The organism is Buchnera aphidicola (Thelaxes suberi) (assembly GCF_964059005.1).
Lineage (GTDB): Bacteria > Pseudomonadota > Gammaproteobacteria > Enterobacterales > Enterobacteriaceae > Buchnera_I > Buchnera_I aphidicola_C.
This window is the reverse complement of sequence record NZ_OZ060389.1, coordinates 393,028-407,534: the sequence shown is the minus strand read 5'-3', so window position 1 is coordinate 407,534 and position 14,507 is coordinate 393,028. Positions and strand designations below refer to the sequence as shown.

Below are 14,507 nucleotides of genomic sequence, written 5' to 3'. Positions count from 1 at the left end.
TTATTTTTATGATTTATTATTAATTTTCTTTATAGGTAACTTCCATATTTTATTTTTTAAAATTGGTAAAATCCATTTTTCTGTTGTCATATAGATTTTATCCCTGTTTTTTTGATTTAAATCTAATATAATTTTATTAATATAATTGTCTTTTTTTTCTCCTTTTATAAAATTGTTACCATTCCATGTTTGTAAACATTTTTTAAAAGCAACATTTATTTTTTTGTTTGATATTGTAAGTGAAGACTTATCAAAACAATTTGTTATCCATTCATAACCTGATTGTATCAAATACACGGGATCATTTAATCCTTCATAATACCCTTGAATATATTCAATAAGATATTTTTTTGCTTGGTTATAACTAATATTATAAAACCCATAAAAAGAATTTTGTGTTCCTATAATAAAACTATTATTTCTCCCTCCCAAATAGCAGTATATTATGTGGTATATCCATAATGATATTTGATCTACATATCTTAATAGTGATGGTTTCCACATTATTATTCCTGTATTTGTTCCTAAATAATACTTTCCAAATACATTAATATTATTAATATTAAAATTAACAGTTTTTTTTATCACGACATTGTCAATATTTAAAAAATTTTGGACTAATTGTTGTACAATTTTAATTTGTTGATTGAATAAAATATTACCTAGATGACCATGTGGAATAATTCCAGTTCTTTTATAAAAGATTAATAATTCTTTTGTATTTTTTTTTTTTAATATAAAACTAAAAATTTTTTTATTGATTTTATACTTATTTAAATGATCAATTGTGAATGGTTCAGATTCTATTATATTAGTTGCATAACTATTGAAATTAACATTAATAATTTTATTAAAATAAAATTTAATTGGATTTTTCCAAAAATTTATTAATGTTAGTATATTAATACTATTATTATTGAATATTTTGTTATCATTATTACAAATAGTTTTAATATTATTTTCTATTTTTTCTATGTTTTTACGTATTAACATATAATCATTAATATAATCAGTAATTAATACATCATTGTTATGAAATGTACATAATTTTTTAATAATGAATTGTTTGATTGTTTCTTTATTTTTTTTTATTTTTGTTTGTTGAGGAAAATTAATATTATTTGAAAGATAATCTATTATATGCATAATTAAAGGAGAAGCTGTAGACATTGATACATCATGAACATTACTATTAATAAAACTCAGGTATAAAAAATCTTTACTTGCAGTAATTATGTTTAAGAAACGTTTCTTTTCTTTATTATTAGAACATATATCTGATATGTTTAAATTATATTGTGTTAAATCTAATTTATTTTGAATTATTGGATGTAAGATATCAGAATTATATCCTAGTATTCCGATCATTTTAAACGGTATATTTTCAAAATAGTTAAAATCAGAAAAAATTATTGAATTAGAAAAAAGATTTTTTTTAGGTAATCTATTTTTAAATTGACGTTTAAATTCTGCATATATTATTTTAATGCTTATTTTTTTTTTATATTCTTTTTGTATTATTTCTGGAAAAATTTTTTTCCATTTTATTTTAATATTATTAATTATTTGATTGATATCATAATCATTTGTATTAAAAAATTGGTCTATAATTAAATCACATATTTTGTTCCATGATTTTAATGGTTTTGACGTTAAAAGCTTTTTTCTCCATTGATTAACAAGACATATAAATTCTGTAAACACACTAATTATATGCATGAAATCATATGTATGATAAATAGACGGAAGAATATTTTTCCATGGTTTACTTGTTTTGTGCACTGATGTTCCTAGCAACATCCTTTTAATTCCATGTTTCCATGTATTTTCAACATTACATTTTTCCATTTTTAAATCAATAAAATGATTTTTATCATACCCCCATTTAATATTGATTTTTTTACTCCATTTTTTAAATAACATTATTTCTTCAGTTTTTAAAGAAAATTTTGTATGAATAAATTTAAATTGTATCATTTCAAATATTTCTTTTAATGTAATTCTACTATTATTTAATAATAAAATTTTTTTAAAAAATTTAATTATTGAGTCATTTATTTTTTGTTTTTTTGTAATAATGATGAAAGGTATATATTTTTTTTTATCATAGGAATTAAATATTGATGTAATATATGGTTTATATTCATCGATATTTTTTACAAAAATTAAGATATCTTGCGGATTTAATTTATTATTTTTTTTAATCTTATATAATATTTCTTTAAAAACTACTTCTACTTCTTTTCTAATGTTAATGCAGGAATGAATTGATACTGATTGATCGTTATATATAAAATCAAATTTTTTTTCTTTTTTTGTATGATAAAAGATATCATTTTTTAAAATTTCATTTTTTAAAAAATTAAGCAAATTATTATTTTTAAATGTTGTAAGTTTAAAATATTTTTTTTGGATATTATTATTAATAATTTTTTCGAAATAAAAAAAATAGTTATTCCAATCATTAGATTTTATTTTTTTTTTTTTATTATTATGAGCAATATTTTTAATCGGTATTAAATTTTTTTTATATATTAAATTATAAATATGTATATTTACATAAAAAATAAAAATTTTTGAATATAAACTTAATATTTTTATTATATTGATATAAAAAGGAGATAAACAACAGATATCATATATAAAAATTCTTTTCGGAATAATTTTTTTATTTGTTTTGAACAGATATCGTATTTTTTTAAAAATAAATTTCAATATGTTATAATTTTTATTATTTATTTTTTTTATATTTAGATTATTAAAAATAATTTTATTCCATATTTTTTTTTGCCATGTATATTGATTATTTAAAAAATGTAATTTTTTTTCTAAAAACCATTCTGTATTCCAATTACTATGATGTAAAAAATATTTTTTTAATAATACAGACATTGATACAGCAATTTCGTATTTTTTCAATGCTGTATTATTATTGCGTAATGATTGAGGAAAACAATCTAAGTCATTAATTTGCATAATCTTCCATATTAAACAGGAAGAATATAATTGAAAGTAAAAATGATTTTTTGGTAATATTTTTTTTAAAAATTTATAAAAAAATTTTTCTATGTTTTGAATATAATAATTCGCGCATATGCTATTTTTTTTTGCAAAATTGATTTTTAACCATTGAGAAAGAAAAATATTCTTATTAATTAAAAATATTTCAGGCTCAAAAAAATCGTTATTTTTTTTTTTAATAATTTTACAATTTGTTTCAAATAATTGTTCTAATTGATTAAATTCATATATTTTTAACATAAATAATATTTTTTTAAATTTAATTAAATTGTTCTGGTTTTCCTTTATAAAATCGAATATCCATCTGAGGAAATGGAATATTAATGTTATTTTGATCTAATGCTTTTTTGAATTGTAACATTAAATCCCAGTATACTGTATTTAGTTCTTCTGTTTTACTCCAGCATCTTACAACAAAATTTATTGAACAAGGACCAAATTCACTTAAACCTACAGTCATATCTCTATTTTTAATTACTCGATCTTCATTTTGTAGTACTTCTTGAAGCACTTTAATTACTAAGTCTATATCACTTTGATAAGAGACATTAATTGCAAATTCATTTCTTCGCGCTGGTTCTCTAGAATAATTTATAATATTTCCCGAAATAATTTTTCCATTAGGCACAACGATAATCTTACCATCTAATGTTTTTAGAGTGGTGTAGAATATATGAATACTCATTACTGTACCTGAAACACCTCCTAAGTCTATGTATTCTCCTGTTTTTAATGGTCGTAATGTTACTAACATCACGCCTGCTGCAAAATTAGATAAAGATCCTTGTAAAGCCAAACCAATTGCCATACCTGCTGCTCCAAGTATTGCAATTACAGAATTAGTTTGTACTCCTAAACACCCTAAAGTAATAATTAATGTAATAGTGATAATTACATATTTAGATAAAGTAGAAACAAATCCGGTTATAGTGCTATCAATTTGTTTATCAGAAAAAATATTATTAATGCCTTCTGAACAAGATCCGGATAAAAAACTTCCAGTAATTAAAACAGTCATTGCGGTAGTAAAGTGTACAAAATAACTTAAAACAACAGACTGATTTTTACTAAACCAACTACTTATAAATCCAATGTCTTCTACAATATTAAGTTCTTCCATTGTTCTTCCTATTGTGTAAGTATAATAAAATTATTAATTAATTATTATTAATTTATTAAATAATAAATATTTAAAATATTTATATTTATAATGTATTAAAAGAATTAAAATCTTTAAAAGATTGAATTAAGCGTTTTTTTATAGATTGTTGAGAATAGGTAATCCACGATCTAGGATCGTAGTATTTTTTATTAGGTATATCTTGTCCTTTTTTATTACCTAATTGACTATGCAAATAATCCTGATTTTTTTTATAAAATTGTAATACACCTGACCAAGAAGCCCATTGTATGTCAGTATCAATATTTATTTTAACAACTCCGTAAGAAATAGATTTTTTAATATCATCATGATAAGATCCAGAACTTCCATGAAAAACAAAATCAATTGGATTTTTCTTTAAATGATGTTTTTGACTAATATATAATTGAGATTTTTTTAATATTTCTGGTTTCAAACAAATGCTACCTGTTTTATAAACACCATGAACATTTCCAAATGCTGCTGCGATAGTAAAGTTATTACTTATAGAGATAAGATTTTCATAAGCATAATTCACTTCTTCAGGAGAAGTATATAGCAATTCTTTATTCATAGATGTATTATCTATACCATCTTCTTCTCCACCAGTACAACCTAGTTCTATTTCAAGTAACATGTCTATTTTGGACATTTTTTTAATGTATTTTTTACATACAGATATGTTATCTTTTATCTTTTCTTTGGATAAATCAATCATATGTGAAGAAAAAAGAGGTTTACCCGTTTTTTGAAATTTTTTATTTCCTTCTATGATTAAATGATCGATCCAAGGTAAAATTTCTTTATGACAATGATCGGTATGTAATATCACTGGTATTTTATAATGACTAGCTAAATGGTTAACGTATTCTGCGGCTGCTATTGCTCCTGTAATAGAATTTTTATGTTCATTATGATGATAAATATTATTAATCTTATTTCCAGCCATAAAACCAGCTCCGCTGTATGAAAATTGAATGATTACAGGAGATTGAGCTTCATATGCTGCAGACAATACAGCGTTAATAGAATCAGTTCCTATACAGTTAACAGCTGGTATAGCAAATTTATTTTTTTTTGCTAAATAAAAAATTTTTTTTATATCTTTTCCAAAAATTATGCCAGGATTTATATGTTTTAGAATATTACTCATATCAATTATTTTCCTATTTTTATGTTTGTAAAAAAAACAATTAATAACAATTTTAATTAGTTTATTTTAAAATATCGATGCATGGTAAAGTTTTTTTTTCTAAAAATTTTAAAAACGATCCACCTCCAGTTGATATATAAGATATATTTTTTTTAACTTGAAATTTTTCAATTGCATTAATAGTATCACCTCCTCCAGCTATCGAAAAACCTGCGCTTTTAGATACAGCTTTAGCTAAAGCTTTTGTTCCATGAGAAAAATTAGGAAATTCAAATACACCCAAAGGTCCATTCCAAAGAATTGTTTTTGCGTTGAGAATTATTTTAGTTATGTTTTTTTCTGATTGTATTCCGATATCCATAATTTCTTCGTTAAGATTAATATCATCGATATTTTTTAATATTGCAACAGAATCTTTATTAAAGCTAGTGCTGACACGTGAATCGATTGGAATAATGATTTTATTTGTCATTAAAATTTTTTTCGCTTCTGTAATATATTCTTTTTCACAAAGTGATTTTCCTACTTCATTATTAACAGCGATAAATGTATTGGCTATACCACCTCCTACAATAATTGTATCTGCAATATTTTTTAGAGAATGTAAAATATTAAATTTGGTAGAAATTTTTGCGCCTCCTACAATAGCAACCATAGGTCTTTTTGGGTTTGTTAAAGCTTTTTCTAAAATATTAATTTCATTAATTAATAAAGGACCGGCACATTTTATTCGTGCAAACATAGCTACTCCATATGTTGAAGAATGTATTCTATGAGCACTTCCAAAAGCATCCATAACAAAAATATCACATAAATTAGCATATAACTTTGATAATGATGTGCTATTTTTTGTTTCCCCTTTATTAAATCTTACATTTTCTAATAAACAAATCTCTCCATTATCGAGATGATTAACATCATCAAAATTATCTGTAAAACGTAATTTTAGTTCACTTAGTTGGTTTTGTAGTTCTTGAAAAACTGGCCATAATGAAAATTTTTTTTCGTATTGTTCTTTTTTTGGTTGACCTAAATGAGACATTAAAATAACTTTTGCATTTTTTTGTGAAGCCATTCGTATAGTAGGTAATACTGATTTTATACGAGCATTAGAAGTTATTTTTCCATTATGAATTGGAACATTTAAATCTAATCGAATTAATACTCGTTTATTATTTAAATTTAATTCATTCATTGTTAGCATAATAGTTGTTTACCTGTGATAAAGTTTTTATAAATTTTAATGTATCATATTTAATATTTTAAAAAAATAATATTTTTTTAAAATCAATATAAAGCATTAAATTTTAAAAAAAATAATTTATTTTTTTAGAAATTAAACCAATTTTGTATTCCATCTAAAAACATTTGAGTTGCTAGCATAATTAAAATTAATCCCATTAATCTCTCTAAAGCAATTATACTTCCTGGTCCCATCATTTTTAAAAATATTTCAGATAGCAATAATACAATTACTGTAAAAGTCCAAGCTACTAATAAAGCAATAATTAAATATAAAGTATTATAGTGGTTTTGATGAGCTAACAGCATTAAAGTAGCTAATAAAGACGGCCCTGCTACTAATGGTACTGCTAATGGAACAAGGAATGGCTCTTCTTTTATAATTTCGTTTTTTTTTATTTCTTCTGATGGAAAAATCATTTTTATAGCTATTAGAAATAAAATTAATCCTCCTGATATAGATACTGTTTCTGTTTTTAAATTTAAAATATTAAGTATTCTTTCTCCTGCAAATAAAAATAAAAACATTATAATTAAAGCTAAAAACATTTCTCTTATTAAAATAAAACGTTGTCTTTTAGGATGAAAATGTTTTAATGTGGACATAAAAACTGGTAAATTACCTAAAGGATCCATAATTAGAATTAATAATATAGTATTAGAAATTATTTCTTTCATCACGATTTCCTATAATTTTATAATTGACAATATGTCTATTAGATTATTAGTATATTTACTATAATTAGTATTTAATAAATTTTTATATTTTTAAATAATAACATGATAAAAATGTTTTTATTTTAAAATTAACTTTTTATTTAGTACGTGTTTTGTACATTACAATGATTTTTTTTATTAACATGAATTTTAAAATTTTTTTAATAATTTTAAAAATTATTTGATGAGATATATTATTAATAATTTTTTTTACAAAAAATGTTTTTAATATTTAATAATAGTATAAAAAAAGGATCTATTACATGAAACAATCTGTTGGATTTATTGGATGGAGAGGTATGGTAGGATCTGTTTTATTAAATCGTATGTATGAAGAGAAGGATTTAGAAAAGATAAAACCAGTTTTTTTTTCAACTTCTCAATCCGGTAAAAAAGTTTCATTATTAAATGTATTGGAAAATCAAGTTTTACAAGACGCATATTCTTTAGATCATTTAAAAGAAATGAATATTATAATAAGTTGTCAAGGAGGATCTTATACAGAAAAAATGTACTTTGATTTAAGAAAATCAGGATGGAAAGGTTTTTGGATTGATGCTGCTTCTACTTTAAGAATGCATACTGATTCTGTAATAGTTTTAGATCCAATTAACAAGGATTATATTATTCAGTCTATTAATTGTGGTATCAAAACTTTTGTTGGTGGTAATTGTACTGTTAGCTTAATGTTATTAGCATTAGGAGGATTATTTAAAGAGAATTTAATAGACTCGATTAATGTTTCAACATATCAAGCTGCTTCTGGAGCAGGATCTAAATATATATTAGAAATGCTCCATCAGATGAAAACAGTATCTGATTTTATTCAAAAGGATTTATTAAATACATCTTTGTCTATATTGGATATAGAAAAAAAAGTTACACATATTACTAAAAGTAACACTTTTCCCAGAGAAAATTTTAAAGTTCCATTGATAGGAAGTTTAATTCCGTGGATTGATATTCCAATGGAACATGGTCAAACTCGAGAAGAATGGAAAATAGGAGTAGAAACAAATAAAATATTAAATACTTCTGTATTTATACCAATTGATGGGATATGTGTGCGAATAGGAGTTTTAAGATGTCACAGTCAATCTTTTACGATAAAATTAAAAAAAAATATTACTATAAAAAATATAGAAGAAATATTGTTAAATAACAATAAGTGGATTCAAATTATTAGAAATAATGAAAAAAATAGTAAGAAATATTTATCTCCTGTTCATGTTTCTGGAACTTTATTTATTCCTACTGGAAGAATAAGAAAATTAAGCATTAGCAATAAACATATTTCTATTTTTTCTGTAGGAGATCAATTATTATGGGGGGCTGCGGAACCCTTAAGACGTATGTTAAAATTATTAATATAATTTACATATATTATATCTTTAACAAAATATTAGCTTAGTATTTTGTTAATTTTATTTTTTTATTAAATATTGTAAAAAATTATTTTTTTCTAATAAATAAATAATTTTATAATCCATACAATTACAAAAAAATAAAATTTCTCTTTTACTATATATATCATCAGATAAAACAAGTAATTTTTCTTTTTTTTTCATTGCTCTTAATACAAATTTTAATTTTATAATTGGCATAGGGCATTTTAAACTAATTAAATTTAAAAAAATAGTATAATTGATAAAATTTTTATTGTTATTCATTATTTGTAATTATAATTTTATTATTTATATTAAAACGAGAATTTATGTATAATTTATTTTTTTTTATGTAATCATTAACAGATTTTGGTATTAAATGCGAATATTTTTTTCTAATTTTAATATTTTTTCTAATTTTTGTAGAAGATATATTGATAATCGTATTTTTAAAAAAAAATATATGTCCTTGTGGTTGTTGTTGTAAAAAATTTATATTTTTTACAGTATTATTAGTAATGAAGGTATTAATTTCATTATCTATTGTTTTTACTTGTTCATTATTTCTTTGTAATACAATAATATGACTAAATTTTAATATTTTGTTCCATTGATTCCATTTTTTAAAATTAATTAAGTTATCATTTCCTATAATAAGAGCTATAGGAAGTGTATAACCAATTTGTTTACGTATTTTTTTTAATGTATTAATGCTATAATGTTTATTATTATTCTGATTTATTTCAGTGTAATTAATTTCAATATGTGGAATGTCTAATATTGCTAATTTTATCATATTTATGCGATGTAATATTGGGGTAATAATATGGTTTTTATGAGGTGGGTTTTCATTAGGTAATAAAAATAATTTTTTTAATGAAAGTTTTTTAATTATTTCTTTTGATAACAAAATATGACCGTAATGAATTGGATCAAAAGTTCCGCCTAAAATTGCATATAATTTATTCATAATTTAACGTTTAATTTAAAAATAAAAATTTTTTTATAAACACAGGAAATATTAAATTTAATTTAAGTATAAAATAATACGCTGTAAAGCATCCCAAGTATATTTTTTTTTATTTCGTTTTTCTGATATTTCTGCAATATACAACAAATTTATAATTTTTAATAAATTATTTATATCGTTATGCTTGAGTACTCGGAAAAATTCTTGATGTCTTATTTTCCATATTTTTTTTTGCAACAAAAAATTACTATTAATTATATTTTTTTGTTTCATTTCAAATAAAATTAATAAATCTTTTTGTAAATTACGAATAATATATAATGGATAAAAATTATTATTATTTAATTTTTTTAAAAGATTAAAACTATCTATTTTATTGCCTTTAAATAAACAATCTATCCATTCAAAAGCGTTTGATTCAATATTTTCTTGAGTTATTTTTTTTAAGTTAAAATATGTAATTTTTTGCTGTTTTTGAAAATATACTAAAAAAATAATTTCTAAGTGTTTTTTTAAAAATAATAGATTTCCTTTATAAGCATAATACAAAAAATTTTTTGCTGTTTTTGTAATTATTTTTTCGTTTTTTTTAGCAATATAATCTAACCATTTTAATGTTTTTACTTGATTAAAAGTATTACAATTAATAATTATACCATTTATTTGATCCTTATCTTGTATCCATATATTTTTTATTCCTATATTACTAATTGAAGAATACGCGATTAAAATATTGTTTTTATTTATGTAACAGAAAATTTTTTTTATTTTTTCATGTTCTTTATGAGAATAAGAATAAACATGAATATCAATCATTATTATTTTAACTTTATTAAAAAAGTCATCTTCTTGTAATTTTTCTAATACTTTATCTAGATCTTTTGTTTGTTTATAAGAAATACATAATTTTTTGGTAAAATAATATTTTTTATATTTTTTTAAAATATGTTGCTTACATTCATATGTTAAAAATTTATTATTTCCAAATATAAAATAATAAAAATATTTTTTTTTTTCAAAAGAAAAATTTTGTATATCAGAATATTCAATATTTTTCATTAATATTTTTACCTGTTTACTATTAAAGTATTTAATTAGATGTATATAAAATTAATTGTTGATATTTTATCACGTTTCTGTATGTATTTTATATACAATAAAATATTATTTTTTTATAACTATATTAAATATTTTATCTCTAATAAAGACAATTTTATTTATTTTTTTTTCTTTTAAATATATTTTTAATTTAGGGTTATTTTGTAATTCTTTCAAAATTTCATTTTTTGAAAGATTTGTTGTTAATTTTAATTCAGCTTTTTTTTTACCATTAATTTGAATAACTAGTATTGATGATTTAATAATATATTTAGTATTATAACGAGGCCATTGTTCAAAATCTATATTTTTTGATTGCGTTTGTGTTAAAAATTTTTCCCACATAACAAAACAAATATGGGGGGTAAATGGATATAACATTTTAACTATATTAGTTAAACATAGATATTTTATTGATAGACTATACTTACTATTAATATTAAAAGATTCTATTTTTTTTACTAAAACCATAATACTAGAAATAGTAGTATTAAAACATTTCGAATTATGCATATTTTCAGATACTTTCATAATAGTAAGATGCATATCTGATAATAATTCTTTTTCATATAAAGTAAGTTGATTATATTTTAATTCATATAATTTTATTTTTAAATTTTGATTTAAATAAACTAATTTCCAAAGTCTATTTAAAAATCGAAAAATGCCTTGTACTCCATTTTCTTTCCATTCTAATGCGTTTTCTACAGGTGATGCAAACATCATAAATAATCGTATTGTATCGGCTCCATATTTTTTAATCATTAACGCAGGATCAACACCATTATTTTTTGATTTTGACATTTTTGTTTTACCGATATATTTTACTTCAATATTATTTTTTTTAAGTACGTATTTTGTTTGTAATTCATTACATTGTATTTTTTTTACCTTGTTAAAGTGAACCCAGTGTTTTCTTTTATTTGTATCAATATAGTAAAAAGTATCAGATAGTACCATACCTTGGCATATTAATTTTTTTACTGGTTCATTACATTGTATTAATTTGAAATCACGTAATAATTTATGAAAAAAACGAAAATATAATAAATGCATGGTTGCATGTTCTATTCCTCCAATATATTGATCTACAGGCAACCAATATTGTACTGCTTCAGAATCGACCATATTTTTTTCAAAATGAGGGTTAGTATATCTTATATAGTACCAAGAAGATTCCATAAATGTATCGAAAGTATCAGTTTCTCTTTTTGCTTTCACTCCATTAATTTCAATATTTATCCATGATTTATTTTCTTTAAGTAAATTAAAGCTATTATTTTCTTCAAATCTATCGTCATAAGGTAGTAAAACAGGTAGTTGATTTTCAGGAATAGTTATTTTTTCACCTGTATTTGTAGTTGCAATTGGAATTGGAGTTCCCCAATATCTTTGTCTAGAAATATTCCAATCTTTAATTCTAAAAAAAGTTTTCTTTTTAGCGATTTTTTTTTCTAATAAAATTTTTATTGCATTTTCATTATTTTTGGTACATGTTAAACTATCTGAATTTTTATCATTATTAAATAGACTTTTTTTAGATACAATATTATGATTTATATTTATTTCATTTCCTTTGCTTAAAACCGTATTTGTTTTAATACTTATGTTATTTTTTAAAGCAAATAAATAATCAATTTTACTATAATTATCATTAGGAACAGACATTACAGCTCCGGTTCCGAAATCTTGTTTAACAAAATTTGCTATCCATATAGGTATTTTTTTATTTGTTATTGGGTGTATTGCAAAAATATTAGTGTTTAAACCTATGTAGTTATGTTCTTCTTTTGTAGATTTTAAAATATTAATTTTTTTAATTTTTTTTAAAAATTTGTTAATAAAATCGTGTTTTTTAGATATTTTTTTAATAAAATTATGCAAAGGTGATAATGAAAGAAATGTTACTTCCATTATAGTTTCGGGTTTTGTAGTAAATATTTTAATTTTTTCATTATTGTAATCTTCTATGTTAAATAAAATTTCTATACCTTGAGATTTACCAATCCATTTTTCTTGCATACGAATTACTTTTTTAGGCCATTCATGTAGATTTTTTAATTCGTTTAGTAGCTCTTCTGCATAATTAGTAATTTTTAAAAACCATTGGGATATATATTTTTTAGATACAGTATTTTGACAACGCCAACATGTTCCATTAATGACTTGTTCATTTGCCAATACCGTTTGGTCATAAGAACACCAAAAGACTTCTTCTTTTTTTTTATAAACAAGTTTTTTTTTATATAGTTGTATAAAAAACCACTGTTCCCATTTATAGTATTTTGGATCGGAAGTATTGATTTCTTTATTCCAATCATAACTATATCCTAATGAACACAACTGTTTCTTCATTAATTGAATATTTTTTTGAGTCCATTGTTGGGGATCAAGTTTATGCTTGATTGCAGCTTCTTCAGCTGGTAAACCAAAAGCATCCCAACCTATAGGATGCAATACATTTTTTCCTATCATTCTTTGATAACGAGCTATAACATCACTAATAGTATAATTTCGAACATGTCCCATATGTAAATTGCCTGAAGGATAAGGCAGCATGGATAAACAGTAATATTTTTTTTTATTATTATTTATCTGAGTATTGAATATTTTACTGTTTATCCAGTATTTTTGAACATATTTTTCTATTTTTTTATAATTATATACTTCTTCTATCATTTTTAATTTTTATCTATTTGAATAATGGTTATTTTAATTTATGTAATTTTAAAAATTAAATAAATTTTTATAAATCAATTTATTGATATAAAATTTTTAATATTATTATTAACAAATTGGGTTTTTTAAAGATTTTTTATTATATTTGTATTTGTTTCTTTGTTTTTATTTATTTTTAGTTGTAATTGTACAATTCTTCGACTATTTACTTTTATTACCTTAAATTGAAATTGATTAATATTAATAATTTCGTTTTTTTTTGGTATTCTTCCAAAAGCTTGCATAATAAATCCTCCTACAGTATCTACTTTATGATTACCAAAACATGTTTTAAATTTTTCATTAAATTCTTTTGTTTCAGTTAGCGCGCTTATAGAAAAAGTGTTATTATCGATAGGTTGAATGTTTATCTCATTTTTTCTATCGTATTCATCTTCGATTTCTCCTACTATTAATTCTAAAACATCTTCTATGGTAATCAAACCGGATAAAGTTCCAAATTCATCTATAACTATTGCTATATGAAATCTTCTTAATCGAAATTCTTTAAGCATACTATCAACATTTTTACTTTCTGGAACAATAACAGCAGGTCTTAAGATTTTCTTTATTGAAAATGTTTCAGATTTATTTTTTATAAATGGAAGCAAATCTTTTGCCATTAAAAAGCCTTTTACATCATTTTTTTCTGCGTTCATGACTGGAAATCTTGAATGAGCAGATTGGATGATAATATCTAAGCATTGTTGAAGATTATGATTAATATCTAATGTAATCATTTGTGAACGCGGAATCATAATTTCTTTAACTTTCTGTTTAGTAATGCTCATAATTCCTGTTAACATATTTTTTATAGTTGGGTCTATTAATTCTTTTTTTTCAGAATTATGTATTACATACAATACATCTTTTTTATTTTTTGGTTTTTTATTAAAAAATTTTTCTTTTAAAAAAGAAAAAAAACCCTTTTTATTAGATTCTTTATTCTCATATTCTGCATGATCATTGCTCATTGTGGTTTTATTTTTTATCCTTTTATTATAATTAAGAATTAATGATTTTAACTATATGATTAAATATGTTCATTTAAATATAATTTTA

The 14,507-nt window shown here is 21.7% G+C and carries 11 protein-coding genes; 1 reads left to right on the top strand and 10 read right to left on the bottom strand.

Going from position 1 to position 14,507, the window contains the following annotated elements; all coding sequences use genetic code 11:
* Nucleotides 1–6 precede the first annotated feature (6 nt).
* The 5 genes from AB4W61_RS01845 to AB4W61_RS01825 form a co-directional block, all read right to left on the bottom strand.
* Nucleotides 7–3,261 carry an exodeoxyribonuclease V subunit gamma gene (locus tag AB4W61_RS01845; RefSeq protein WP_367678827.1) on the bottom strand — a complete coding sequence of 1,085 codons (3,255 nt, stop codon included), beginning with the start codon at nucleotides 3,259–3,261 and terminating at the stop codon, nucleotides 7–9.
* A gap of 19 nt (nucleotides 3,262–3,280) precedes the next feature.
* A complete protein-coding gene (mscS, locus tag AB4W61_RS01840; protein WP_367678826.1) occupies nucleotides 3,281–4,141 on the bottom strand; it encodes a small-conductance mechanosensitive channel MscS in 861 nt (286 codons plus the stop codon).
* 85 nt (nucleotides 4,142–4,226) lie between these two features.
* A complete protein-coding gene (gene fbaA / locus AB4W61_RS01835) occupies nucleotides 4,227–5,315 on the bottom strand; it encodes a class II fructose-bisphosphate aldolase (protein WP_367678825.1) in 1,089 nt (362 codons plus the stop codon).
* 61 nt (nucleotides 5,316–5,376) lie between these two features.
* Nucleotides 5,377–6,519, bottom strand: coding sequence for a phosphoglycerate kinase (locus AB4W61_RS01830; protein ID WP_367678824.1), 1,143 nt, complete (start codon nucleotides 6,517–6,519; stop codon nucleotides 5,377–5,379).
* A gap of 125 nt (nucleotides 6,520–6,644) precedes the next feature.
* Nucleotides 6,645–7,235, bottom strand: coding sequence for a YhgN family NAAT transporter (locus AB4W61_RS01825; RefSeq protein WP_367678823.1), 591 nt, complete (start codon nucleotides 7,233–7,235; stop codon nucleotides 6,645–6,647).
* A 302-nt stretch (nucleotides 7,236–7,537) separates the two neighbouring features.
* Between AB4W61_RS01825 and asd the strand changes: the two genes are divergently transcribed.
* On the top strand, nucleotides 7,538–8,647 hold the full coding sequence (asd, locus tag AB4W61_RS01820) for an aspartate-semialdehyde dehydrogenase (RefSeq protein WP_367678822.1): 1,110 nt from the start codon (nucleotides 7,538–7,540) through the stop codon (nucleotides 8,645–8,647).
* A gap of 51 nt (nucleotides 8,648–8,698) precedes the next feature.
* On the opposite strand, the gene AB4W61_RS01815 is transcribed toward asd, so the two are convergent.
* The 5 genes from AB4W61_RS01815 to corC form a co-directional block, all read right to left on the bottom strand.
* Entirely contained in the window at nucleotides 8,699–8,944 is a 246-nt protein-coding gene (locus AB4W61_RS01815; RefSeq protein WP_367678821.1) for a sulfurtransferase TusA family protein, read from the bottom strand.
* Nucleotides 8,937–9,629: a nicotinate-nucleotide adenylyltransferase gene (gene nadD / locus AB4W61_RS01810; RefSeq protein ID WP_367678820.1), complete on the bottom strand. Its 693-nt coding sequence runs from the start codon at nucleotides 9,627–9,629 to the stop codon at nucleotides 8,937–8,939. The genes AB4W61_RS01815 and nadD overlap by 8 nt, the downstream gene beginning before the upstream one ends.
* 57 nt (nucleotides 9,630–9,686) lie before the next feature.
* Nucleotides 9,687–10,688, bottom strand: a complete 1,002-nt coding sequence (gene holA, locus AB4W61_RS01805) for a DNA polymerase III subunit delta (RefSeq protein WP_367678819.1) — start codon at nucleotides 10,686–10,688, stop codon at nucleotides 9,687–9,689.
* Nucleotides 10,689–10,793: 105 nt separating this feature from the next.
* Entirely contained in the window at nucleotides 10,794–13,406 is a 2,613-nt protein-coding gene (leuS, locus tag AB4W61_RS01800; protein WP_367678818.1) for a leucine--tRNA ligase, read from the bottom strand.
* A 125-nt stretch (nucleotides 13,407–13,531) separates the two neighbouring features.
* Nucleotides 13,532–14,419 carry a CNNM family magnesium/cobalt transport protein CorC gene (corC, locus tag AB4W61_RS01795; RefSeq protein ID WP_367678817.1) on the bottom strand — a complete coding sequence of 296 codons (888 nt, stop codon included), beginning with the start codon at nucleotides 14,417–14,419 and terminating at the stop codon, nucleotides 13,532–13,534.
* Nucleotides 14,420–14,507: the final 88 nt, after the last annotated feature.

Excerpts from the sequence above, each read along its gene's own strand:
- leuS (WP_367678818.1), bottom strand. The coding sequence starts at position 13,406 with ATGATAGAAGAAGTATATAATTATAAAAAAATAGAAAAATATGTTCAA.
- holA (WP_367678819.1), bottom strand. The coding sequence starts at position 10,688 with ATGAAAAATATTGAATATTCTGATATACAAAATTTTTCTTTTGAAAAA.
- fbaA (WP_367678825.1), bottom strand. The coding sequence starts at position 5,315 with ATGAGTAATATTCTAAAACATATAAATCCTGGCATAATTTTTGGAAAA.
- AB4W61_RS01825 (WP_367678823.1), bottom strand. The coding sequence starts at position 7,235 with ATGAAAGAAATAATTTCTAATACTATATTATTAATTCTAATTATGGAT.
- AB4W61_RS01815 (WP_367678821.1), bottom strand. The coding sequence starts at position 8,944 with ATGAATAACAATAAAAATTTTATCAATTATACTATTTTTTTAAATTTA.
- nadD (WP_367678820.1), bottom strand. The coding sequence starts at position 9,629 with ATGAATAAATTATATGCAATTTTAGGCGGAACTTTTGATCCAATTCAT.
- asd (WP_367678822.1), top strand. The coding sequence starts at position 7,538 with ATGAAACAATCTGTTGGATTTATTGGATGGAGAGGTATGGTAGGATCT.
- AB4W61_RS01830 (WP_367678824.1), bottom strand. The coding sequence starts at position 6,519 with ATGCTAACAATGAATGAATTAAATTTAAATAATAAACGAGTATTAATT.
- corC (WP_367678817.1), bottom strand. The coding sequence starts at position 14,419 with ATGAGCAATGATCATGCAGAATATGAGAATAAAGAATCTAATAAAAAG.
- mscS (WP_367678826.1), bottom strand. The coding sequence starts at position 4,141 with ATGGAAGAACTTAATATTGTAGAAGACATTGGATTTATAAGTAGTTGG.
- AB4W61_RS01845 (WP_367678827.1), bottom strand. The coding sequence starts at position 3,261 with ATGTTAAAAATATATGAATTTAATCAATTAGAACAATTATTTGAAACA.